Raw genomic sequence first — 24,734 nt, 5'->3', positions numbered from 1 at the left:
CTGGAGGTCGTGAGTTCGACTCTCATTATCCACCCCAACTAATATGGTCTATTAGCTCAGTCGGTAGAGCACCTGACTTTTAATCAGGGTGTCCCGCGTTCGAGTCGCGGATAGATCACCAAAAAGGTGGCGACATAGCCAAGTGGTAAGGCAGTGGACTGCAACTCCTTGATCCCCAGTTCGAATCTGGGTGTCGCCTCCAATAAAATGCGCTCATAGCTCAACTGGATAGAGTGTCTGACTACGAATCAGAAGGTTAGGGGTTCGAGTCCCTTTGGGCGCACCATATAAACATCGAGGGATTATAGCTCAGCTGGGAGAGCACCTGCCTTACAAGCAGGGGGTCACAGGTTCGAGCCCTGTTAATCCCACCAGTGCAAACCTCTAGTAATTTTACTAGAGGTTTTATTTTTGATTAAAAAAGATTTATATTTAGGAGGTAAAAAGTTTGTATATAATTATAGGAAATGAAATAGTTGATAGTGAAGAACTTAAAATAATAATAGATAAGAATAGTAAGTTCAAAGTTGAAAAGGATTTGAGTAAAAGCACAAAAAGAGAGGACATAATAGCTTATCAATTAAGTATAAATATGGATTATTTAGATACTATTATAAGTGAGCAAGATGAATATATCACCTTATCTGATGAGGAAAAATTTGATGAATATATGACTTTATCTGATGAACTTGCACTAGGTTTAGAAGAACTTATGCCAAAGTACACAATAATAAATGCTAGAGCATATAAATTAGATGAGGTAGAAGGAGTAGTAAAAATAATACTAGTTATAGCATATGCAGATTTAGGTCATCTAAAACTTTCTGATGTAATAAAACGTTTGTTAAGACAGATAGATTAAGATATGAACTATATTGAGAAAAGTATGTGAAATATTACGTAAAGATGAAAATAATTATGTAAACAGAGAAAAAAATAGTATAAAATAAGGTCAATTGTAGAAATTTTCACACAAGTTTGTCTGAAATCCCATAAAAAACCCCTTAATTTTAGTGAGGTAAATTGAGTTTATACAGTCTAAAAATTATATATATTTATAAATTTATCTTATTAATTAAGGAACTTGCTTAAACATCTTCAAAAATAAAGTATTTTAGTCTATAATCTTTAATATTACACAAACAATAAAGGAGAAGAATAGAGTATGCTTAAAAAGTTTAATAAAATACTAGTAGCTAATAGAGGCGAAATAGCTATAAGAATATTTAGAGCCTGTTCAGAATTGGGGATAAAAAGTGTTGGTATATATAGTAAAGAAGATAAATACGGATTATTTAGAACAAAAGCAGATGAATCATATTTAATAGGGGAAGGCAAAGGTCCAATAGATGCATACTTAGATATGGATGGAATAATAGACTTAGCAAAGAGAAAAAAAGTTGACGCTATACATCCAGGATATGGTTTTCTAGCAGAAAATGCAGAATTTGCTCGTAAATGTGAAGAAAATGGAATTACTTTTATAGGTCCATCATCTAAAGTAATGAATATGATGGGCGATAAGATAAATTCTAAAAAAATTGCAAAAGAAGTTAATGTTCAAACTATACCAGGGGTGGAAAAAGCAATAAGAAGTACTGAAGAAGCAAAAGAAGTTGCAAATAAAATAGGTTATCCTGTTATGATAAAAGCATCTAATGGTGGTGGCGGTAGAGGTATGAGAATCGTACATCATGAAAAAGATTTAGAGCTTGAATATGAAACTGCTTGTAGTGAATCAAGAAAAGCTTTTGGTGAAGATATTATATTCATAGAAAAATATATAGCTGACCCAAAACATATAGAAGTTCAAATATTAGGGGATAACTATGGAAATATAGTTCATTTATACGAAAGAGATTGTTCTGTTCAAAGAAGACATCAAAAGATAATAGAATATGCACCAGCATTTTCATTAGATGAAAAAGTAAGAAAAGAAATATGTGATGATGCAGTCAAGTTATCAAAATATGTAGGCTATTCTAATGCAGGGACACTAGAATTCTTAGTAGATGCAAATGGTGGTCATTATTTTATAGAAATGAATACAAGAGTACAAGTTGAGCATACTGTAACAGAAATGGTTACAGGAATAGATATAGTTCAAAGTCAAATATTAATAGCTCAAGGATACAGCCTAGATAGTGAAGAAATAAATATAAAATCACAAGATGATGTTGAAATAAGAGGGTATTCTATCCAATGTAGAATAACTACAGAAGACCCTAAAAATAGATTTATGCCAGACACAGGTAAAATTCAAGTTTATAGAACTGGTTCAGGATTTGGTATAAGACTAGATGGTGGAAATGGATTTACAGGAGCAAACATAAGTCCTCACTATGATAGTTTACTGGTTAAGACAATATCTTGGGATAGAACATTCCAAGGAGCAATAAACAAAACTATAAGATCTATAAAAGAACTTAGAGTTAGAGGTGTTAAGACTAATGTAGGATTCTTAGTTAATGTCTTAAATAATCCTATATTCTCAAATGGTAAATGTAGTACTAAATTTATAGATGAAAATCCAGATTTATTTGAAATAACAGAAAGTAAAGATAGAGGAACAAAATTACTTCAATTTATAGGTGATGTAATTGTAAATGATAACGCTTGTCAAGAAAAACCATTATTTGATGCGTTACATGAACCAAGAATGAATAAAGATGGTTCAAAGGCAGAAGGAAGTAAGATACTTTTTGATAAGTTAGGTAAATCTGCATATATAGAAAAAATAAAAAATGATAAAAGACTATTATTAACAGATACAACAATGAGAGATGCACATCAATCATTATTGGCAACAAGATTAAGAACATATGATTTATTAAAAGCTGCTAAACCAACAGAAAAATATCAAAAAAATTTATTCTCACTTGAAATGTGGGGTGGAGCTACTTATGATGTTGCATATAGATTCTTAAAAGAGTCACCTTGGCGTAGATTACAAAAACTAAGAGAAGAAATACCAAGTATAATGTTCCAAATGTTGCTTAGAGCATCAAATGGAGTTGGATATAAAAACTATCCAGATAATGTAATAGAAGAATTTACAAAAGAGTCTGCTAAACAAGGAATAGATGTATTTAGAATATTTGACTCATTAAACTGGGTTGAAAATATGAAACCATCTATTAATACAGCTCTAGAAACTGGAAAAATAGTTGAAGCAACTATGTGCTATACAGGTGATATATTAGATAAGACTAAAACTAAATATGACTTAGAATATTATATTAAGATGGCAAAAGAGTTAGAAAGTTTAGGAGCAGACATAATAGCAATAAAAGATATGTCAGGACTTCTTAAACCATATTCTGCTTATACATTAGTTAAAGAACTAAAGAAAAATGTAAAAGCACCAATACATTTACACACTCATGATACAAGTGGAAATGGTGTGGCAACTTGTTTGATGGCATCAGAAGCTGGTGTAGATATAATTGATGCTGCATTAGAATCTATGGCAGGACTTACAAGTCAACCATCACTTAATGCAATAGTAGAAGCTCTTAAAAATACAGAAAGAGATACAGGTATAGATTTATTTGGATATGATGAGTTAGGAAAATACTATAAAGATTTAAGAAAAGTCTATAATAAATTTGAAAGTGACTTAACTAACTCTTGTGCAGAAATATACAATTTTGAAATACCAGGAGGTCAATATACAAACTTAAAACCTCAAGCTGATAGTTTAGGATTAGTTAATAGATTTGATGAAGTTAAAGAAAAATATAAAGAAGCTAATGAAGTTGTAGGAGATATAATAAAAGTAACACCATCTTCAAAAGTTGTAGGAGATTTAGCTATCTTTATGACTAAAAATAAATTAGATAAAAATAATATAATAGAAGAAGGTAAGAACTTATCATTCCCAGATTCTGTTGTAGACTACTGTAAAGGTATGATTGGTCAACCAGAAGGTGGAGTACCAAAAGATTTACAAGAAGTAGTTTTAAAAGGTGAAGAAGCTATTACAGTAAGACCTGGTTCACTATTACCAGCAGAAGATTTTGATGACATAGCAAAATATCTAAATGAAAAATATGATATAAATGCAAATATAAGAAATGTTATAAGTTATGCTTTATATCCAAAAGTTTATGAAGACTATATTAAACATTTACAACATTATAATGATATATCTAAACTTGAAAGTGATGTATTCTTCTATGGATTAAATAAAAATGAAGAATGTGAAGTAGAAATAGAAGAAGGTAAAGTATTAACAATAAGATTAGTTGAAATTGGTGAAGTTAAAGAAGATGGATTTAGAACTATAGGCTTTGAATTAAATGGAATGGTTAGAGAAGTGGAAATAAAAGATAGAAACTTCTCTGGAAAAGTTACTAATGTTGAGAAAGCTGATATGAATGATCCACTTCAAATCGGAGCAAGTATACCAGGAAAAGTTATAAAAATAATGGTTAAAGAAGAAGATGAAGTAAAAGCAAATCAACCATTAATAGTTATAGAAGCAATGAAAATGGAAACTATAATAGTTGCTAAAACTGATGGAGTAATTAAATCAATTAAAGTAAAAGAAGATGATATGGTTGAAGATAAACAACTATTAATGATAATGAAATAATTGAATTGAAACAACTTATAAAACACTCTAAAATATTTTTATTAAATATTTAGAGTGTTTTTATTTGTTTAAATTAAATATTTGTTAAAAAAAAGAGGAAAATTATATCCATATGTAGAAATAAAGCTAGTAAGGAAAATGTTATCTAAAAATTCTAAAAATAATAAACATTTTCTAGACTATTTCTTAGGAAATAACAGCTAAGAGAAAATACATAAATTTAAAAGGTGGGTGCTTATATGAAGGTTTATGATAGTAATATGTTGAGAAATGTAGCAGTATTAGGACATAGCGGATGTGGTAAAACAAATCTAATCGAAACTATAGCTTACACAGCAAACACTAATAAGATACCTAAATTAACTGACAAGGTAAATATGACTTATAGTATGGGATTAATACCTATAGAATATAATGACTATAAGTTTAACTTATTGGATACACCAGGATATTTTGACTTTAGCGGAGACGTTGTATCATCTCTTAGAGCAAGTGATGCAGCAATAATAGTAATAGATGCAACAGCACCTATTCAAGTTGGTACAGAGAAATCATTAGAACTAACTGAGAGTATTCCTAAGATAATGTTTATAAATAAAATAGATAATGAAAAAGCAAGATATAAAGATGCAATAGCAATGTTAAGAGAAAAATACAATAATAAGATAGTTCCAATGATAAGTCCTATATACAAAGATAAAAACTTTGTCAAGTTACATAATGTATTTGAAAATATAGATGATTTAGAAGGTGAATTTAAAGAACAAGCTATGAGTGTAAAAGAAGCTTTAATGGAACTTATAGCAGAAACAGATGATCAAATATTAGATAAGTATTTTAATGGAGAAGAGTTAACTACAGAAGAAATCCAAAAAGGTATTGTTATAGGTATACAAAGAGGAGATATTATACCTGTAATATGTGGTTCAACTATAAATAATATAGGAACAAAAGAAATTTTAGATACAATATCAAATTATCTAGAACCTATATTTACAGAAGAGAGTAAGCCATTTAAAGGATTAGTATTTAAAACTATGGTTGACCCATTTGTAGGAAAAATGTCATATATAAAAATTACTCAAGGTGCAATTTCTAAAGATAAAGAAGTTTTTAATATAAACAAAAACATAAAAGAAAAAATAGCTAACATATATACATTGAGAAATAGTGAGTTAGTTGAAATAGACAAAGCTAAGGCTGGTGATGTAGTAGTTGTAACTAAAGTTAATTCTCTAAAGACAGGAGATACTATATCTGTAGATAAAGATGCAGAAGCTTTAGATAAGATAGACTTCCCTAAACCACAAATATATTATGCTGTTAATCCTAAGAATAAGGGTGATGAAGAAAAGGTAGCTGCTGTATTAAACAAACTTGTAGAGGAAGACCCTACATTACATTGGTATAGAAATACAGAGACAAAACAAGCTCTTTTAGGAGGACAAGGGGAGCTTCATATAAAAACAATTAAAAATAAAATGAAAGATAAGTTCGGGGTAGATGTTGAATTAAATGACCTTAAAGTTCCTTATAGAGAAACTATAAAGGAAACAGCTGATGTACAAGGTAAGCATAAGAAACAATCAGGTGGCCATGGTCAATATGGAGATGTAAAGATAAGATTTGAAAGATGTGAATCTGATTTTGAATTTACAGAAGAAATATTTGGTGGGTCTGTACCAAAACAATATATACCAGCAGTAGAAAAAGGGTTAAAAGATTCTATGCAAAAAGGAGTATTGGCTGGTTTCCCTGTTACAAATATAAAGGCTACACTTTATGATGGTTCATACCATGATGTAGACTCTTCTGAAATGGCTTTTAAGATGGCAGCAAGTGCAGCATTTAAAAAAGGTATGGAGGAAGCTCATCCAATATTATTAGAGCCTATTATGAAACTTAAGATAACTGTTCCAGAAGAATATATGGGAGATGTTATGGGAGATATAAACAAGAGAAGAGGAAAAATATTTGGTATGGAGCCAGATAACAAAGGAAAACAAATAATATTTGCAGAGGCTCCACAAGCAGAAACATTTAAATATGCAATAGATTTAAGAGCAATGACACAAGGTAGAGGGTATTTTGAAATGGAATTAGAAAGATATGGAGAGGTTCCATCACAATTTGCAGAAAAAATAATTGGACTAGCTACTGCAAAGTAATAAAGAAGATAGAACATTAAATAATTAATATCCATCTATTATGTAAAATAATTTTGTAATTAAAACTAGGTATATACTTATTTTAAAGAAGTGTATATCTAGTTTTTATGTGTTTTTATAAAAAACAAGAAAAAAACAAATTAAAGCAATAAAAAATGTGAAGAATAAAAGATACTTTCTTAAACTGTTTTAATAAAAGAAAGTATCTTTTTATATTATTATTTTTAGAAATGTTTAATAATAATGATATGAAGGTATATTTACAAATACAAGGTATAGATACATTGAAAATCAATTAATAATCAATAATTTTAAGACTTAATTGTTATAAATGTAAGAAGTAGAAGATTATATTTAACAAAAGATGGACACCTTATTTAAATTATTATGAAAAAAATAAATTTACACAATTTAGGGCTTTAAAAATTTAAATAATAGGTGTAAAATAGTAGTCAAAGAAAGTCAAAATAAAAAGGTGTGTGGTGATATAAATGGCAACTATGACAGATATAATTGAAAAATTTATTAAAGATTTGATGGAAGAGGATAATAGTATACAGATTCAAAGAAATGAACTAGCAAACTTGTTTAGTTGTGCACCATCACAAATAAATTATGTTTTAACAACAAGGTTTACCATAGATAAAGGTTATTATATAGAAAGCAAAAAAGGTGGCGGAGGATATGTTCAGATAGAAAAAATACGAAGAAGCAAAGATGGACATATTAGAGAAATACTAAACGAAAGAATAGGAAGCCAAATATCCTATAAGAAAGCAAAAGAGTTGGTGGAAAGTTTGAGAGAATCAGACTTAATTAGTGAAAGAGAATTAAAACTAATATTATATGCAATAGATGATAAATCATTATGTATGCCAGTATATGAATTAAAAGAGAAGGTAAGGTCTAATGTTTTAAAGAATATAATAATAGGAGTATTTAGTATAGAGGAGTGATAATTTATGCTATGTCAAAAATGCAATAAAAATAAAGCATCTGTATATTATAATAAAATAGTCAATGGAGAAAAGACAGAAATGTATCTGTGTAGTGAATGTGCTAAAGAAAATACAGAGATGAATTTTAATTTAGATATGCCTTTTTCAATGATGGATATATTTTCCAACTTAGGATTTCAACCTAAAAAAGAGCTTGAAGAAAAGTTAGTTTGCCAAAAATGTAATATGACATATAGTGAATTTAAGAATAATGGAAGATTTGGATGCAGTGAATGTTACAATGCATTTAGTAGCCAAGTAAATCCGATGCTTCAAAATATACATGGTCATATAGAACATATAGGTAAGGCACCTAAAAAATCTTTTTATAAAATAAGTGTAGAAAATGAGATTAGAGAATTAAAAGAAGATTTGGATAGAGCTATAAAAAATGAAGAGTATGAATTAGCTGCTCAATTTAGAGATAAGATTAAGTATTTAAAAGGCTCTATTGACTAAGATTGGAGTGATATTATGAAAGAGAATATAGTCATGAAATCAAGAGTTAGGCTGGCTAGGAACTTGAGCAATTATCCTTTTCCAAATAGGTTAGATAAAGAGTGTGCTATGGAAATAATAGAAAAGGTAAAAAATGCATTTATGAATTCTAGTTTAGAACATAAAGAAGAGTTTGATTTCTATAAGATTGAAGATTTAGACCAATCTAAAAAGATGCTCATGGTTGAAGAGCATATGATAAGTCCAGACTTAGCAGAAAATGATAAAAGTGCTGTTATAGTAAAAAAAGATAAAACTGTAAGTATAATGATAAATGAAGAAGACCATATAAGAATACAAACTATGTGTGATGATTTAAATTTAGAAAATGCTTATAACATAGCAAATGAGATAGATGATTTATTAGAATCAAATTTAGAGTATGCATTTAGCACAAACTTGGGTTATCTAACATCTTGCCCAACTAACACGGGAACTGGAATGAGAGCTTCTGTAATGATGCACTTGCCTGCATTGAGTCAATTAGGCTATATGGATGAACTTTATAAGATTTCATCACAAATAGGTATAGCAATAAGAGGTATATATGGAGAGCGAACAGAAGCATTGGGAAATATATACCAAATATCTAATCAGCTTACGCTTGGAAGAACAGAGTCTAATATTATAGAGAATGTAAGTGGTCTTACAAAGGATGCAATTTCAAAAGAAGTGAAAGCCAGAGAAATATTACAAAAAAAATTGGGTATAAAATTAGAAGATAAAATATTTAGGTCAATAGGAACACTTGAAAATTCAAGGGTAATGAGTAGTTCAGAGGCAATGAGCCATCTATCTAATATAAAAATGGGAATAGAAATGAACTATATAAAAAAACTAGATTTAAAAGCTATAGAACAACTTATGATAGGTATACAACCAGCACATCAGTCAATAATGTATAAGAGTGATGATGTTGAAAATAGAGATATAAATAGAGCAACATACATTAGAGAAACTTTGGAAAAATTAAGAGGAGGGATAAATTATGAACTTCAATAGATTTACACAAAGAGCTAAAAAAGCAATTGATTTAGCGTTTGAGTCTGCTAAAAACTTAGGGCATAATATTGTTGGAAGTGAGCATATACTTTTAGGGCTTTTAAAAGAAGAAGAAGGAATAGCTGCCAAAGTTCTAAGTAAAGTTGGATTTACAGAGGCTTATTTAGAAGGCAAAATAATTGATATGGAAGGTAAGGGCGAAGGAATTCCAGAAGACATAGTATTAAGCCCAAGAAGTAAACAAATATTGGAACTATCAGGAATGTTTGCAAATAAATTAAAAACAAATTATATAGGAACTGAGCATATATTATTAGCTATTATTCAAGAAGGTGAAGGAATAGCTAATAAAGTTTTGAACTATGCAGGTGTAAATGACAGAACTCTAGCCCAATTAACAATTGATATGATGGGTATGAGTGATAATAATCAATATAAATCAGAAAATAGTTACACGGGCAACCAAAATCAAACAGAGTCCAAGATTCTCGATAAATATGGAAGAAATCTTACACTATATGCAAAACAAAATAAAATAGACCCTGTTATAGGAAGAGAAAAAGAAATACAAAGAGTTATACAAATATTAAGTAGAAGAACTAAAAACAACCCTGTACTAATAGGAGATCCAGGAGTAGGTAAAACAGCTATAGCTGAAGGTTTAGCAACAAATATAGCATTAGGAAATGTTCCAGAAACACTAAAAAGTAAAACTTTGTATTCTTTAGAGATGGGTTCATTATTAGCTGGTGCTAAGTATAGAGGAGAATTTGAAGAAAGAATTAAAGAAGTTGTAGATGAAGTTGTTAAAAATGGAAATATAATTTTATTTATAGATGAGATGCATACCATAATAGGAGCTGGGTCTACAGGAGAAGGATCTATAGATGCGTCAAATATATTAAAACCTGCATTAGCTAGAGGAGAAATACAAGTTATAGGTGCAACAACAATAGATGAGTATAGAAAGCATGTTGAAAAAGACTCTGCACTAGAAAGAAGATTCCAACCAGTTATGGTGGATGAACCAAGTAAAGAAGATTCAATAAAAATATTAGAAGGATTGAGAGATAAATATGAAGCTCATCACAAAGTTAAAATAACTGATGATGCTATAAAAACAGCTGTAGAATTATCAACTAGATATATATCAGATAGATATCTACCAGATAAAGCTATAGATTTGATTGATGAAGCTGCATCAAAAGTGAGGCTAAAGGAAAATACTCCTCCAGCCGAAATAAAAAAATTAGAATTAGAAATAGAAAATATAGATAAAGAAAAAGAAGAGGCAGTAAGATGCCAAGATTTTGAGAAAGCAGCAAAAATAAGAGATGAACAAGGCATACTTAAAAAACAATTAGAAGATGTTAGAGAAAGATGGAATAAGTCATCTAAACATTCTGATTTAGTTGATGGAGAAGTCATTGCTGAAGTAGTAGGTTTATGGACAGGAATACCTGTTAATAAAATTCTTGAGGAAGAAGCTGATAGACTCTTAAAACTTGAAGAAATCTTACACAATAGAGTTATAGGTCAAGAGCAAGCAGTAAAATCTATTTCCAAGGCAATAAGAAGGTCAAGAGCAGGTCTTAAGGACCCTAATAGACCAATCGGCTCATTCTTATTTTTAGGACCTACAGGAGTAGGGAAAACAGAGTTATCTAAGGCATTAGCAGAAGTGCAATTTGGAGATGAAAATCAAATAATAAGAATTGATATGTCTGAATATATGGAAAAACATGCTGTATCAAGAATGATAGGTTCACCTCCTGGTTATATAGGTCATGATGAAGGAGGTCAATTAACTGAAAAAGTAAGAAGAAACCCATATTCAGTTATTTTATTTGATGAGATAGAGAAAGCTCATCCAGATGTGTTTAATATTCTATTACAAATTCTAGATGATGGTAGATTAACAGATTCAAAAGGAAGAACTGTTGACTTTAAGAATACTATTGTGATAATGACATCAAATGTTGGTGCATCTACAATTGGTAGACAAAAAACTTTAGGGTTTAGTATAGCTAAAGGAGATGAAGAAGAAAAGTCTCAATATGAAAAAATGAAAGAAAACATAATGGGTGAATTAAAGCAAAGATTCAGACCAGAGTTTTTAAATAGAATAGATGATATAATAGTTTTCCATTCATTAAATACAGAGCATATATCTAAAATAGTAATTTTAATGGTAGATAAATTACAAGAAAGACTAAAAGATATGGATATAAAACTAGAAATGAGTGATGAAGCTATAAAATTAATTTCTAAATCTGGATTTGATTTGGAATATGGAGCAAGACCTCTTAAAAGAGCCTTACAAAAAGAACTAGAAGATGAGTTATCTGAAGCGATTTTAAGAGGCGATGTAAAAAAAGGAAGTAATATAATAGCAAAAGTTAAAGATGAAAAAATAGTTTTTGAAACTAAATAATTCAATAGAGTTGCATTTTAAAATCTTATAGATATAAGCTTTAGGGTTTAAAGAAAATTTTAAGGGCAATGAATCTAAAATAATTCATTGCCCTTAATTATTTTTTTTAATCTTTACCTATTATCTTTCACATATGCTAAAATTATAGTATATAATAATAAATTAAGGATGATTAAAATATGGCAAAAATAAAAACTAAATATGTATGTCAATCTTGTGGATATGAAACAGCTAAGTGGCTTGGAAAATGTCCAGAGTGTACAAAATGGAATACATTTGTAGAAGAAGTAGATCAAAAAAGCACAAAAAAAGAGGTCTTTATAATAGATAAATCTTCATCTAAACCAGTTAGTATAACTTCAATAGAGAGTAAAGAAGAAGAAAGGTTTACAACAGATATAAAAGAATTAGATAGAGTGCTTGGTGGAGGGATAGTTAAAGGTTCTCTAGTACTTGTTGGTGGAGACCCTGGTATAGGTAAATCCACACTTTTAATTCAAGTCTCTAGTAATGTAGCTAATTTAGGAAAGACTGTTTTATATATAACTGGAGAAGAATCAGAATCACAGATAAAAATGAGAGCAAAAAGATTAGGTATTAATTCAGAAAATTTATATATATTTGCTGAAAATAATTTGAGTATAATTGAATCTTATTTAGAAAGTGTAAATCCACAATTAATAATTCTAGACTCAATTCAAACTGTCTTTAGTCCAGAAATATCTTCAGCACCAGGCACTGTCAGCCAAATTAAAGAAGGTACTTCAAAATTCATGAAGATTTCTAAAAAAATGGGAATTTCAACATTCATAGTTGGTCATGTAACCAAAGAAGGTTCACTAGCAGGTCCAAAATTATTAGAGCATATGGTTGATACTGTTTTATATTTTGAAGGTGAAAGATATAATACATATAGATTAGTAAGGGCTGTTAAAAATAGATTTGGTTCAACAAATGAGCTTGGAGTATTTGAAATGAGGGATTTGGGATTAGTAGAGCTTGATAACCCGTCTAAGATTTTGATATCTGAAAAACCAAAAGATGTAGCAGGTTCAGTCATAATATCCACTGTAGAAGGTACAAGACCAATGCTACTTGAATTACAAGCATTAGTTTCACCAACAAGTTTTGGTATAGCAAGAAGAACATCTACAGGAGTAGATTATAATAGAGTTGGTATGTTATTAGCAGTCTTAGAAAAACGTGTTGGTCTGCAAATACAAAACCAAGATGTATATATAAATATAGTTGGAGGTATAAAGATAAATGAACCTTCGATTGACTTAGGAATAGCTATTTCTGTAGCATCTAGCTTTAGAAATATACCTATAGATGAAGATATAGCTGTTACAGGAGAGGTAGGACTTACAGGAGAAGTTAGATCAGTAAGCTTTATAGAAAAAAGAATTGCTGAGTGCAAAAAACTTGGCTTTAAAAAGATAGTAGTTCCTAGAAGTAATTATGATGTTGTAAAAGATACTAAAGGTATAGAAATATGGCCAGTAGACAACTTAAGACAAGCTATAAATATAGTACTTGGGAGGAATCAATAAATATGGAGAATTTTTTGGATAACAAAAATATGCTATATGCATTAAAAATGATATCTCCTGGAACCCCTCTTAGATTAGGCCTAAACAATGTGCTAAGAGCTAAGACTGGCGGTTTAATTGTAATTGCAACAAATGAAGATGTAATGAAAATAGTAGATGGAGGATTTGCTATAAATGCAGAGTATTCACCATCATATCTATATGAATTAGCCAAAATGGATGGAGCGATAGTTTTAAGTGGTGATGTAAAGAAAATATTATTTGCTAATGCACAACTTATACCAGATTACTTTATAGAAACATCAGAAACTGGAACTAGACATAGAACGGCGGAAAGAGTAGCAAAACAAACTGGTGCTATAGTCATAGGAATTTCACAAAGAAGAAATGTTATAACAGTTTATAGAGGAAATGAGAAGTATGTGGTCGAAGATATATCTAAGATATTTACTAAGGCAAATCAAGCAATACAAACTTTAGAAAAATATAAAACAGTATTAGACCAAGCTATAACTAATTTAAGTGCTTTAGAGTTTAATGATTTGGTAACTATTTATGATGTAGCGTTAGTCATGCAGAAAATGGAAATGGTAATGAGAGTTACAAGTATAATTGAAAAATATGTGATAGAATTGGGGGATGAAGGAACTTTAGTAAGCATGCAATTAGAGGAATTAATGGGTACAACTAGAATAGATCAGAAATTAATATTCAAAGATTATAACAAAGAAAATACTGAAATAAAAGAACTTATGAAAAAAGTTAAAAATTTAAATTCAGAAGAACTAATAGAATTATTTAATATGGCAAAACTATTAGGGTATAGTGGATTTTCAGAAAGTATGGATATGCCTATAAAAACAAGAGGCTATAGAATTCTTAGCAAAATACATAGACTACCAACAGCAATAATAGAAAACTTAGTAAATTATTTTGAAAACTTTCAAGAAATATTGGATGCGTCTATTGAAGAGTTAGATGAAGTTGAAGGAATAGGTGAAATAAGAGCAACATATATAAAAAATGGACTTATAAAAATGAAACAATTAGTATTATTAGATAGACACATATAATGAATTTTAAGTGAATTTTACTACTTTTTTCTTGAATATAATATACACTTTGGTCTATAATAGATAAGTATAACTAGGGGGTGAAGCATTGATAAGGAAAGTAACAAGGATATTGTTTATTTTACTTGGATTTACGATAGGTATAACGACCTATTTAACATTGATGAGAGATTTTGAAATATTAACATTTGGAAAAGAAACTTATGGTTATATAGCAGCTGTAGTAGCAGGTATAGTAATAGCTATTTTAGGATATCTTATAGAGCCATGGGTTGTGAATAGAACAAAAGAAATTGCTAAAGTTGTGGATAAAGAACTATCAAAATATCCTCAAACAGATATATTATTAGGATCTATGGGTCTTATAGTAGGATTTGTAATTGCATATTTATTAAGTGGGCTAGTAAATAGAATACCAATAGTAGGTGGAATATTATCATTACTATTATATTTATTCCTAGGATATCTTGGAATGAAAGTTGCGCTTAAAAGTAAAAATGATTTATTTAATATTGGAAAATTAGGAAGATTGGCAAATCCTATTAAAGATAAGGATAAGGATAAAGATAATAAAAAAGAAGTAAAGGCGATACCTCCAAAAGTATTAGATACAAGTGTAATAATTGATGGAAGGATAGCTGATATTTGTAAAACAGGATTTATAGAAGGAAAACTTATTATTCCTGCTTTTGTTTTGGAAGAATTAAGACATATTGCAGATTCTTCAGATGATTTGAAAAGAGTAAGAGGTAGAAGAGGTCTGGATATATTAAATATAATTCAGAAAGAATTAAATATAGAGGTTGAAATAAGTGAAAGGGACTTTGATGATATAGCAGAAGTTGATAGTAAATTATTAAAGCTTGCCCAAGTATTAAATGGAAAAGTTGTTACTAATGATTATAACTTAAATAAGGTTGCTCAATTTCAAGGTGTTGAAGTATTAAATATAAATGAGTTGGCTAATGCTATAAAACCAGTTGCAATACCAGGTGAAGATATGGTTGTCCAAGTGGTTAAAGAAGGAAAAGAAGCTCAACAGGGTGTTGCATATCTAGATGATGGAACTATGATAGTTGTTGATGGAGGAAGAAAACATATGAATGAGACTATAAAAGTTTTAGTAACTTCTGTTCTTCAAACTCCTGCTGGTAGAATGATATTTGCAAAACCTAAAAATTGATATATTCAAATAAACCTAAAATTTGGGCTGTTTATTATAAATAGATGGTCCAAATTTATTTGTTTATAACGACAATGTTTAATGTATTCTTAAGTGTGAGGATTTAAATCAGAAAGCAGGGAGAATTTATGAGAAAAAAGATTATATCTTTCTTAGCAACATTTATCATAATATTAACATCGATGAGCCAGTATAGCTTTGCAGATGATATACCAACGCATGGAAAAGTAATATTTATAGATATGAATAGAACTAGTATGAACAATATGTTAAGAATAAAATCATTGAGAGAAGAGCTAGAAGATAGAGGATATATTGGCTTGATGAACATAAGAGGCGATAAAGGTAGTGATGATAGAAGGTCATATGCCAGTATGGGTGCTGGAGGAAGAGCCAATGTAGCTAATGAAGAAGATATTAATTTTGAAAGCTCAAGCAAAGATAGAAATATAGTTTTTGAATCAGCTACAGGTAAGAAAGCAAAAGGTATAAATGATTTGACTATAAATATGTCAATAAATGAGAATCTAAACTTTGGAGAATATGGTTCTACATTAGGTTCATTAGGTCAAAGTTTATCTGAAAATAAATTAAAAACATCTGTATTAGGAAATGCAGATATAGTTGAAAATGGTAAACTTGTAAAAAATAGAAACTTATGCTTAACAGCTATGGATGAGTATGGTAGAATTTCTTACGGAAATGTAGATAATATCAATAAAAAAGATTTATCTATGCCTTATGGAATATCAACTGATTACACTAAGCTTGTTGCTGAAACTAAAGAAGCTTATAAAAATAGTGATGTAGTTTTTGTAGAACTTGGAGATACATATAGGTTAGATTTATATAAATCTAACTTGAATGAAAAAACATATAAAAACATGAAAGACAAGATAGAAAAAAACATAGATGAATATTTAAAAAATATATTTTCTATGGTTGGAGAAAATGATACTGTTTACATAGCTAGTGCATTTCCAAGTGATTTAGATTATAAAAATAAAAGAAGGCTTTCTCCAATAATAAAATTAAATGGCAATGGAAAAGGGATGTTATCATCTTCAACTACTAGAAGAGAAGGTATTGTTACTAATCTAGATATTGGAGCTGAGATATTAAATAACTTTGATATAAAAAATCAAAATATGGTTGGAAAGAAGTATGAACTTATTAACAGAGATGATAATAAAGAGTATCTGATGGATGAATACCAAAAGATAGTATCTGTTTCAAGCATAAGGTCTACAATACTTAATGGATTTGTAAGTATAGTATTTTTGTCATGGATAGTTGCTATGATTCTAATTCTATTTAGAAAGCATATATCGAAAAATCACAAAGAAACAATATTTTTTATATTAAAAGAATTTCTAAAAATAGGAATAGTAATGCCATTATCATTTATGATAACTCCAATAATGAATTTTAAAACACCAGTAGCAATATCTTTAGGAATAATTATAATAACACTTACTATATACTTAATAAGCAAAGTTCTGATAAAGAATGATTTAAAAAATATGTTATTCTTTACAGGTTTAACTATATTGATTATGGTTATTGATTCTGCATTTGGTTCATATTTAATGAAAAGTAATGTAATGAGTTATGATTGTATAATTGGGGCTAGATACTACGGAGTAGGAAATGAATATCAAGGAGTGGCAATAGGTAGTGCAATATTTACATTTGCGATTTTGCTTACATATAAAAAGATACCAAAGTGGTCTGTAATAGTATTTTCTTTAGTTATCTTAATTACGAGTGCATCTCCAGCTATGGGTGCAAATGTTGGAACTGCTATTTCTGAATGTGTTGCATTTTTACTATTTATACTATTGATATATAATGTAAAAATAGACTTTAAAAAAGTTGTATTATTAGGTGTAGCAGTATTGCTTGTTTTAGGCGCCTTTGTAGCTATAGATATGATTTCAGGAAGTAACTCACATTTAGGTATGTTTGTAAAAGAAGTTTACTTTAATGGACCAGGAGAAATAATACAAACATTTGGCAGAAAGATAGAGATGAACTTGAAGCTAGCTCAAACCAGTGCATGGGTAAATATACTACTAACTGGAATCGGAGTAATTTTAGTTCTTATGATTAATCAGATTAGATACTTTAAACAATTAATTGATGAATACCCAGTCGTATTTAAAGGATTTATAGCGTCAATAGCAGGATGCTTTGTAACTCTTTTAGTAAATGATTCTGGAATTGTGTCATCAGCTACAGCTTTTATTTATGTAATTGTAGCTATGATTATATTAAGTATAAATCTGATAGTATTAAAAGAATAAGTTACATATAGTCTCTATATAAATATTGATGATATGTTAATTTGAATTTATTTTGACGAAATAACTTTAAAGAAAAAATTTTACAAAAATTAATTATTACACAAAAATCCCAAGTTTATTTTAACTTGGGATTTTTATATAATAATTTAAACTTTATCTTGTTTTAATGTAATTTGAAATGATGTACCTTTTCTCCGTGTTTATTCCAACACCATTGTCAGTAGTATTAATGTAAATGTTCTAAATCTGTATGAAATCCAAATATCTGCTTTTCAGATTTTGGATTATTGGCAACATTGGCAATAAGGTTTTGAAGAAAGGCAATCATTTCAAATTGTGTATGTTTAAGCTGTATTTTTCCAGAAAAATCTATAAAAAATGTCAGACTTAAATTGTCTATTAACTTTTCATTATATACTCACTTTTTATATATATTATCTAAAAATATTATACTTTCTTCTTCACTAAAGCGGTAGTTTTTATTAAGCATTAGATATGAATATCCTGTGATATATGATAATAGTGTTTTCAAATCCTGTGATATATCAGCAAGTCAATGAGTTTTTGAAACTTCAAGTTATTCTCGTTCAATCTCAGTTTCTTAAAGTTTATTGCTTAATGCCTTTATATTTATAATAATTTCTTTATACATAAAATAGTACAATTTTAGTTTACCATCTTTAGTAAAATCTTTTTTGGCGATTGTATAATTTCCTTTAGACAAAATACTTATTGAGCAAATTATCAGGTAAAGCAGTCAAACAAGAAATAAAAAAAGTATTCCTTAACTTAATGTAACAACTTATTTTTAATTATACAAAAAAAACAGTTGACTTTTTATACGAACCCCTTCTATAATGTTATTGAAATTAAGTAAAATCATTGAACAAATGTAAAAATAATTGAAAAATCTTGATTTTGGAGGAAGGAAAATGAAAAAAATTGGAGACTTAAGGTTAATGATGAAGTGTTGTTCACTTTATTATGAAGATAATTTGAATCAACAAGAAATAGCGAATCAATTGGGAATATCAAGACCAACAATATCAAGAATATTAAAAGAAGCTTTTGAGCAAGGAATAGTAAAAATACAAATAGTTGATGTTTTAAAAAATGACTATCAAAAAATAGAAAGAAGTTTAGAAAGAAAATATAAATTGAAAGAAGTAATAGTGGTAGATGATAAACAAGACTCATTAACACAAAAACAAGAATTAGCAAGAGCTGTGTCTGAATATCTTACCAGAGTAGTAAAAGAAAATGATATAATTGGGGTTTCCATAGGAACAACTCTAAAAGAAATTCCTAGATATGTAGAAAAAAGCAACTGTAAAAATGTTACGTTCATACCTTTACTAGGAGGAATTGGAGATAATGAAATAGATATACACGCAAATCAAATAGCTGTAAGTTTAGCAAGAGCTTTTGGAGGAGATTTTAAGTTATTACATGCTCCTGCTGTGATGTCTGATTTATCTACAAAAGAAAAGCTTTGTAAGGATGAAAAAATTAAAGAAGTACTAGACTTAATAGATAAAACAACTATTGCAATTGTAGGTATAGGAAATCCTATGAGTTTAAACTCAACAATAATGGCTTCTGGATATATGCATGAAGAAGATATAGATGATTTAAAAAAGTATAACTCAATAGGCGCAATTTGTTTGCAAGCTTTTGATAAGGAAGGAAAAACTTCTATACTTGAATTTAATCAAAGGGTACTAGGGGTAAAACTAAATGATTTAAAAAAGATAAAAAGAACAATAGGTGTTGCTTCAGGAGATGAAAAGATAGAAGCAATAAAAGCATCATTAAAAGCCAAATTTATAAATAGCTTAGCAATTAATCACAGTTTAGCACTTGAATTATTAGAAGATTGTGACTAATAGAAATATAGATAAAAATTAATAGGAGGGAATTGATATGACATTATCAAAAGAAACATTACTTGAAATGTATAAGAGAATGAATCAAGCTAGAAAGTTTGAAGAGAAAGTTAGTTGGTTTTTTGCAAGAGGTATGGTACATGGAACAACTCATTTATCAGTAGGTCAAGAAGCTTCAAGTGTAGCCGCAGTAATGGCATTAGAAAAAGGAGATTTGGTTTCATTAACTCATAGAGGTCATAGCCAATTTATAGGAATGGGAATAGATTTAAATAAAATGATGGCTGAGCTTATGGGAAAAGAAACTGGATTTTGTAAAGGAAAAGGAGGCTCAATGCATATAGCAGATATTGAGTCAGGTAACTTAGGAGCAAATGGAGTCGTAGGTGGAGGTCTTACTATAGCTCCTGGCGCTGCACTTACACAACAATATAAAAAGACAGGAAAAATAGTTTTATGTAGTTTTGGTGATGGTGCATCAAATGAAGGTACATTTCATGAAGGAATAAACTTGTCATCAATATGGAAATTACCAATAATATTTTATTGTGAAAACAACCTATATGGCATGTCAACAAGTATAAAACGTCACATGAATATAGATAGTGTTGCAACAAGAGCAGCATCTTATGGTATAGAAGGAATATCAATAGATGGATATAATCCAATAGAAGTATATGAAACAGTACAAAAAGCTGCTGAAAAATGTAGAAGAGGGGAAGGGCCTGTATTAATTGAAAGTAGGACTTATAGATGGCTAGGTCATTCAAAATCAGATGCAAATGTATATAGAACGAAAGAAGAGATAGAATCGTGGAAGGCAAAAGACCCTATAAAATTTTTAAGAAATTATCTTATAGAAAATAATATGGCAAATGAAAATGAATTAGATATAATTGAAGATTTTGCTAAAAAATCAATAGAAGATGCAGTAGAATTTGCTCAAAATAGCCCAAATCCAAAAATAGAATCTTTATTAGATGATGTATATGCAGACTAAAAATAGTAAAGGAGGAAAATAAAAATGAGTACAAGAGAATTAACATATGCACAAGCAATAAAAGAAGCAATGTCAGAAGAAATGAGAAGAGATGAAAATGTAATATTTATGGGAGAAGATATAGGGATATATGGAGGAGCATTTGGCGTATCAGTGGGAATGATAGATGAATTTGGCCCAGAAAGAGTAAGAGATACTCCTATATCAGAGGCAGCTATAGCAGGTGCAGCAGCAGGTGCAGCGGCAACTGGGTTAAGACCAATTATGGAAGTAATGTTTATGGATTTTGTTACAATATCTATGGACGCGATTGTAAATCAAGCAGCAAAAATGAGATATATGTTTGGTGGGAAGGCTCAGGTTCCAATGGTTGTTAGATGTCCTGGAGGTTCTGGAACTGGTTCAGCAGAACAACATTCACAAAGTTTGGAAGCATGGTTTTGTCATGTACCAGGAGTAAAAGTGGTTGCACCTTCAACACCAGCAGATGCTAAGGGATTATTAAAAGCAGCTATAAGAGACAATAATCCAGTAATATTTGTTGAAAACAAATTGTTATATAGAAAAAAAGGAATTGTCCCAGAGGGAGATTATGTAATTGATATTGGAAAGGCAGATATTAAAAAAGAAGGTTCTGATGTTACAGTAATCACTTATGGAAGGATGTTACAAAGTGTTGAAGAAGCTGCAGAAAACCTATCAAAAGAAAATATAGATGTAGAAATTATAGATTTAAGAACTTTATATCCATTAGATAAAGAGACAATCATAAAGAGTGTATGTAAAACTGGTAGAGTTTTAATTTGCCATGAAGCAGCTAAGACTGGTGGTCTAGGTGGAGAAATATCAGCATTAATAACAGAAAGTGAATCATTTGATTATTTAGATGCACCAGTAAAAAGAATATGTGGAAAAGATGTGCCAATACCATATAATCCAGAGCTAGAAAAAGCAGTAGTCCCAAGAATTGATGAAATAGAAGATGCAATAAAATCTTTAATTGTTAGATAAGGGGGGATAGAAATGGTGGCAAATAAAGTAAAAGCCACACCAGCAGCCAAAAACCAAGCAAGAAAAGACAATATAGAGTTAGATTGGCTGGTTGGAAGTGGAGAAAATGGAAGAATACATCTAGTGGATGTGTTAAACTATCTAGAAAATAATAAAGTAAAAGCAACTCCTTTAGCAAAAAGGATAGCAGAGGATTTAAATATAGATTTAGAAAATGTTGTAGGTACTGGATACAATAGAAAAATAAAAAAATCAGATATAGAAAAGGCACATACACAAGAGACTATCGTATCAACTGATGTATCTAAATCTAACGAAACAAAAGAAATAAAATCAAAACATGAGAATTTAAGTACGTTTAATACAGTAGAAGGAGAGTTCGAAAAGCCAAATCCAATGAGAGCAACTGTAGCAAAACGAATGTCAGAAAGCTACTTCAGTGCTCCTGTATTTACATTCAATATAGAGGTAGATGCTACAGAACTTAAAGAACTTAGAGCAAAATTAATAGATACAGTAAAAGAATCAACTGGAGTAAAATTAACAATGACAGATTTAATAGTAATGGCTGTATCTAGAGTACTTCCAAAGCATCAAGCATTAAATTCAGCATGGACAGATAATGGAATATTTAGATATAAAGATATAAATATAGCTATTGCTGTTGGACTAGATGAAGGTTTATATGTCCCAGTAGTAAAAAATGTAAATGAAAAATCGCTAAAAGAAATAGCCAAAGAAAGCAAAGAACTTGCTGAAAAAGTAAAAACAGGAAAGCTTCTACCAGCAGACCAAGAAGGTAATACATTTACTATAAGCAATGTTGGAATGTATGGTATAACGACATTTACACCTATAATAAATATGCCTTCAAGTGCGATACTTGGGGTAGGAGCAACTCAAGATAAGTTTGTGCCAGTAAATGGAGAGGCTAAAATAAAACCTATAATGAATTTATCATTAACATCAGACCATAGAATAATAGATGGTACAGTAGCAGCAAAATTCTTAAAAGATTTAAAAGAATTATTAGAAAATCCATTAGCAATGCTTGTATAGGTTTTGATATTTTACTCTTTATGTAAATAGATTGAATAGACCACATAAAAAGATGTATTTAATTTTACTAGATTTAAAATTATTGTATGTAAAAGATATCTGTATGAATATAAGATGATTAACTAAAATATATAAAAAATAAATAGGAGGATAGCCTATGTCAGTAGAAGTCATAATGCCAAAAGCTGGAGTAGCTATGGAAGAAGGTACTATAGTATCTTGGCTAAAACAAGAAGGCGAAGAAGTAAAAATTGGAGAACCTATACTAGAGATAACAACAGATAAAGTCAACATGGAAATAGAATCAGAAGGAGAAGGTATACTTGCTGCAATTATACATAAAGAAGAAGGAGAAGTATTACCAGTATTTACAGTAATAGGTGTAATAGCAGAAAAGGGAGAAAAGCAAGAAGAAATAAAGGCTAAATACTTATCTGGAAGCGTATCAAAAGAAGATTTAATTGTTGAAACAGAAAAAATAGAAATAAAAGAAGAAAAGACAATTAAAAAAGAGAGTAATCATGATTATGATGTGATAGTAGTAGGTGGAGGACCTGGAGGGTATTTATCAGCACTAAAATCAGCTATATTAGGAGGCAAAGTTGCATTAGTAGAAGAGGACACATTAGGAGGAACTTGCCTAAATAGAGGTTGCATTCCTACAAAAACTTATGTAAAAACAGTAGAAATATTAGAAGAAATTGAACAATTATCAAAAAGAGGTGTAAAAGTATCTGTTGATAAGGAACAAGATATAAAAAAGGCTATAAAGTATAAAAATAGAGTAGTAAAAAAACTTACAGCTGGTGTTGGTGGGTTGTTAAAAAGCAGAGGTGTAGATGTCTTTAATCTTAAAGCTACTGTTAAAGAAGCCCATAAAGTAATACTATCAGATGGAAAAGTTTTAGATACAGAAAATACAATAATTGCCACTGGTTCTAAGGTGAGAATCTTACCAATAAAAGGAATAGAATCAAAATTAATAATAACTAGTACAGAAGCTTTAGATTTAGACATAGTACCAGAAGAGTTAGTAATAATTGGTGGTGGAGTAATAGGTTGTGAATTTGCAGAGATATTCAACTCAAGAGGTTCTAAAGTAACTATAATAGAAATGGAAGACAGAATAATTCCAAGAATGGACAAAGAATTGAGCCAGTCTTTAAGAGATTCACTTAAGAAAAAGGGAATAACTATATTAACTGAAAAGAAAGTTTCTGAATTTAAAGAAGAAGGAAATAAAATAATAGTATGTATTGAAGGAGAAGAACCAATAAAGGCAGATTTAGGTCTATATGCTATAGGAAGACAAGCTAATCTATCTGGTGTAGAAGACTTAGATATTAAAATAGATAGAGGTTCAATAGTTGTAAATAGTAAAATGGAAACAAGTGTACCAAGTGTATATGCAGTAGGTGATGTTACTGGAGGTATAATGCTAGCTCATGCAGCTTTTAAAATGGGAGAAGTAGCAGCTTCAAATGCTTTAGGTATGGATGAAGAAGCAGATTTAAGTGCATTACCTAGTTGCGTTTATACAGTTCCAGAGGTTGCATCAGTTGGACTTACAGAAGAAGATGCTAAACAAAAATATAATATAAAAATTGGTAAATTTAACTTTGCTGGAAATGGAAGAGCTTTAGCTTCTGGACAAGAGCAAGGATATGTAAAAGTAATATCAGATGCTAAGTATGGGGAAATTTTAGGTGTGCATATGTTTGGATATGGTGTAGCAGAACTTATAAATCATGCAGCATCATTTAAAGCATTAGAAATACCTGCTGATGAAGCTAGTGACTTGATTTTTGGTCACCCATGTACTTCAGAAGCTCTGATGGAAGCTTTAGCAGATGTAAGTGGTGAATGCTTACATTTACCAAAAAAATAAGCTATTAACCTAAGTTTATATAATATATAAAATCTTTAAAAACTCACTTAGCCATACCCCTTTTGTATAAATGTATTT

General features: G+C 29.6%; 16 protein-coding genes and 4 tRNA genes. All 20 read left to right on the top strand.

What is annotated here, in order from left to right; all coding sequences use genetic code 11:
* Positions 1 to 45 precede the first annotated feature (45 nt).
* Positions 46 to 121: transfer RNA gene (locus IC213_RS18150), tRNA-Lys, on the top strand.
* A 7-nt stretch (positions 122 to 128) separates the two neighbouring features.
* Positions 129 to 202, top strand: a tRNA-Cys gene (locus IC213_RS18145).
* A 7-nt stretch (positions 203 to 209) separates the two neighbouring features.
* A tRNA-Arg gene (locus IC213_RS18140) sits at positions 210 to 286 on the top strand.
* Between the two features lie 12 nt (positions 287 to 298).
* Positions 299 to 374: transfer RNA gene (locus IC213_RS18135), tRNA-Val, on the top strand.
* Between the two features lie 74 nt (positions 375 to 448).
* The gene (locus tag IC213_RS18130) at positions 449 to 862 is read left to right on the top strand and encodes a hypothetical protein (protein ID WP_227437120.1); all 414 of its coding nucleotides are present in this window, start codon (positions 449 to 451) and stop codon (positions 860 to 862) included.
* A 303-nt stretch (positions 863 to 1,165) separates the two neighbouring features.
* Positions 1,166 to 4,597 (top strand): pyruvate carboxylase, encoded by a 3,432-nt coding sequence (locus IC213_RS18125; protein ID WP_227863362.1) that lies wholly within the window; start codon positions 1,166 to 1,168, stop codon positions 4,595 to 4,597.
* A 239-nt stretch (positions 4,598 to 4,836) separates the two neighbouring features.
* On the top strand, positions 4,837 to 6,765 hold the full coding sequence (locus IC213_RS18120; RefSeq protein WP_227437116.1) for an elongation factor G: 1,929 nt from the start codon (positions 4,837 to 4,839) through the stop codon (positions 6,763 to 6,765).
* A 491-nt stretch (positions 6,766 to 7,256) separates the two neighbouring features.
* Complete coding sequence (locus IC213_RS18115; RefSeq protein ID WP_227437114.1) at positions 7,257 to 7,721, top strand: CtsR family transcriptional regulator; 465 nt, start codon at positions 7,257 to 7,259, stop codon at positions 7,719 to 7,721.
* A gap of 6 nt (positions 7,722 to 7,727) precedes the next feature.
* Complete coding sequence (locus IC213_RS18110) at positions 7,728 to 8,222, top strand: UvrB/UvrC motif-containing protein (protein WP_227437113.1); 495 nt, start codon at positions 7,728 to 7,730, stop codon at positions 8,220 to 8,222.
* Positions 8,223 to 8,237: 15 nt separating this feature from the next.
* Positions 8,238 to 9,263 carry a protein arginine kinase gene (locus IC213_RS18105; protein WP_227845180.1) on the top strand — a complete coding sequence of 342 codons (1,026 nt, stop codon included), beginning with the start codon at positions 8,238 to 8,240 and terminating at the stop codon, positions 9,261 to 9,263.
* Positions 9,250 to 11,697, top strand: coding sequence for an ATP-dependent Clp protease ATP-binding subunit (locus tag IC213_RS18100; RefSeq protein WP_227834979.1), 2,448 nt, complete (start codon positions 9,250 to 9,252; stop codon positions 11,695 to 11,697). Before IC213_RS18105 ends, IC213_RS18100 begins: the two co-directional genes overlap by 14 nt.
* A gap of 179 nt (positions 11,698 to 11,876) precedes the next feature.
* Positions 11,877 to 13,250 (top strand): DNA repair protein RadA, encoded by a 1,374-nt coding sequence (gene radA, locus IC213_RS18095; protein ID WP_227437108.1) that lies wholly within the window; start codon positions 11,877 to 11,879, stop codon positions 13,248 to 13,250.
* A gap of 2 nt (positions 13,251 to 13,252) precedes the next feature.
* Entirely contained in the window at positions 13,253 to 14,323 is a 1,071-nt protein-coding gene (gene disA, locus IC213_RS18090) for a DNA integrity scanning diadenylate cyclase DisA (RefSeq protein ID WP_227863361.1), read from the top strand.
* An 88-nt stretch (positions 14,324 to 14,411) separates the two neighbouring features.
* Positions 14,412 to 15,506, top strand: coding sequence for a PIN/TRAM domain-containing protein (locus tag IC213_RS18085; RefSeq protein ID WP_227437104.1), 1,095 nt, complete (start codon positions 14,412 to 14,414; stop codon positions 15,504 to 15,506).
* Positions 15,507 to 15,634: 128 nt separating this feature from the next.
* Complete coding sequence (locus IC213_RS18080) at positions 15,635 to 17,812, top strand: hypothetical protein (protein ID WP_227863360.1); 2,178 nt, start codon at positions 15,635 to 15,637, stop codon at positions 17,810 to 17,812.
* Between the two features lie 932 nt (positions 17,813 to 18,744).
* A complete protein-coding gene (locus IC213_RS18075) occupies positions 18,745 to 19,698 on the top strand; it encodes a sugar-binding transcriptional regulator (RefSeq protein WP_227437100.1) in 954 nt (317 codons plus the stop codon).
* Positions 19,699 to 19,735: 37 nt separating this feature from the next.
* Positions 19,736 to 20,698, top strand: coding sequence for a thiamine pyrophosphate-dependent dehydrogenase E1 component subunit alpha (locus IC213_RS18070; RefSeq protein WP_227437098.1), 963 nt, complete (start codon positions 19,736 to 19,738; stop codon positions 20,696 to 20,698).
* Between the two features lie 24 nt (positions 20,699 to 20,722).
* Positions 20,723 to 21,709 carry an alpha-ketoacid dehydrogenase subunit beta gene (locus IC213_RS18065; protein ID WP_227483621.1) on the top strand — a complete coding sequence of 329 codons (987 nt, stop codon included), beginning with the start codon at positions 20,723 to 20,725 and terminating at the stop codon, positions 21,707 to 21,709.
* Positions 21,710 to 21,721: 12 nt separating this feature from the next.
* Positions 21,722 to 22,768: a 2-oxo acid dehydrogenase subunit E2 gene (locus IC213_RS18060; RefSeq protein ID WP_227834977.1), complete on the top strand. Its 1,047-nt coding sequence runs from the start codon at positions 21,722 to 21,724 to the stop codon at positions 22,766 to 22,768.
* 157 nt (positions 22,769 to 22,925) lie between these two features.
* Positions 22,926 to 24,656 carry a dihydrolipoyl dehydrogenase gene (lpdA, locus tag IC213_RS18055; protein WP_227863359.1) on the top strand — a complete coding sequence of 577 codons (1,731 nt, stop codon included), beginning with the start codon at positions 22,926 to 22,928 and terminating at the stop codon, positions 24,654 to 24,656.
* The last annotated feature ends 78 nt before the right edge of the window (positions 24,657 to 24,734 follow it).

The sequence above is a fragment of the Clostridioides sp. ES-S-0049-02 genome, from assembly GCF_020658465.1.
Lineage (GTDB): Bacteria > Bacillota > Clostridia > Peptostreptococcales > Peptostreptococcaceae > Clostridioides.
The sequence above is the reverse complement of the archived record's forward strand: the minus strand, read 5'-3'. Positions and strand labels throughout refer to the sequence as shown.

Excerpts from the sequence above, each read along its gene's own strand:
- IC213_RS18125 (WP_227863362.1), top strand. The coding sequence starts at position 1,166 with ATGCTTAAAAAGTTTAATAAAATACTAGTAGCTAATAGAGGCGAAATA.
- IC213_RS18075 (WP_227437100.1), top strand. The coding sequence starts at position 18,745 with ATGAAAAAAATTGGAGACTTAAGGTTAATGATGAAGTGTTGTTCACTT.
- lpdA (WP_227863359.1), top strand. The coding sequence starts at position 22,926 with ATGTCAGTAGAAGTCATAATGCCAAAAGCTGGAGTAGCTATGGAAGAA.
- disA (WP_227863361.1), top strand. The coding sequence starts at position 13,253 with ATGGAGAATTTTTTGGATAACAAAAATATGCTATATGCATTAAAAATG.
- IC213_RS18100 (WP_227834979.1), top strand. The coding sequence starts at position 9,250 with ATGAACTTCAATAGATTTACACAAAGAGCTAAAAAAGCAATTGATTTA.
- IC213_RS18115 (WP_227437114.1), top strand. The coding sequence starts at position 7,257 with ATGGCAACTATGACAGATATAATTGAAAAATTTATTAAAGATTTGATG.
- IC213_RS18080 (WP_227863360.1), top strand. The coding sequence starts at position 15,635 with ATGAGAAAAAAGATTATATCTTTCTTAGCAACATTTATCATAATATTA.
- IC213_RS18120 (WP_227437116.1), top strand. The coding sequence starts at position 4,837 with ATGAAGGTTTATGATAGTAATATGTTGAGAAATGTAGCAGTATTAGGA.
- IC213_RS18110 (WP_227437113.1), top strand. The coding sequence starts at position 7,728 with ATGCTATGTCAAAAATGCAATAAAAATAAAGCATCTGTATATTATAAT.
- IC213_RS18065 (WP_227483621.1), top strand. The coding sequence starts at position 20,723 with ATGAGTACAAGAGAATTAACATATGCACAAGCAATAAAAGAAGCAATG.
- IC213_RS18105 (WP_227845180.1), top strand. The coding sequence starts at position 8,238 with ATGAAAGAGAATATAGTCATGAAATCAAGAGTTAGGCTGGCTAGGAAC.
- IC213_RS18070 (WP_227437098.1), top strand. The coding sequence starts at position 19,736 with ATGACATTATCAAAAGAAACATTACTTGAAATGTATAAGAGAATGAAT.
- radA (WP_227437108.1), top strand. The coding sequence starts at position 11,877 with ATGGCAAAAATAAAAACTAAATATGTATGTCAATCTTGTGGATATGAA.
- IC213_RS18060 (WP_227834977.1), top strand. The coding sequence starts at position 21,722 with ATGGTGGCAAATAAAGTAAAAGCCACACCAGCAGCCAAAAACCAAGCA.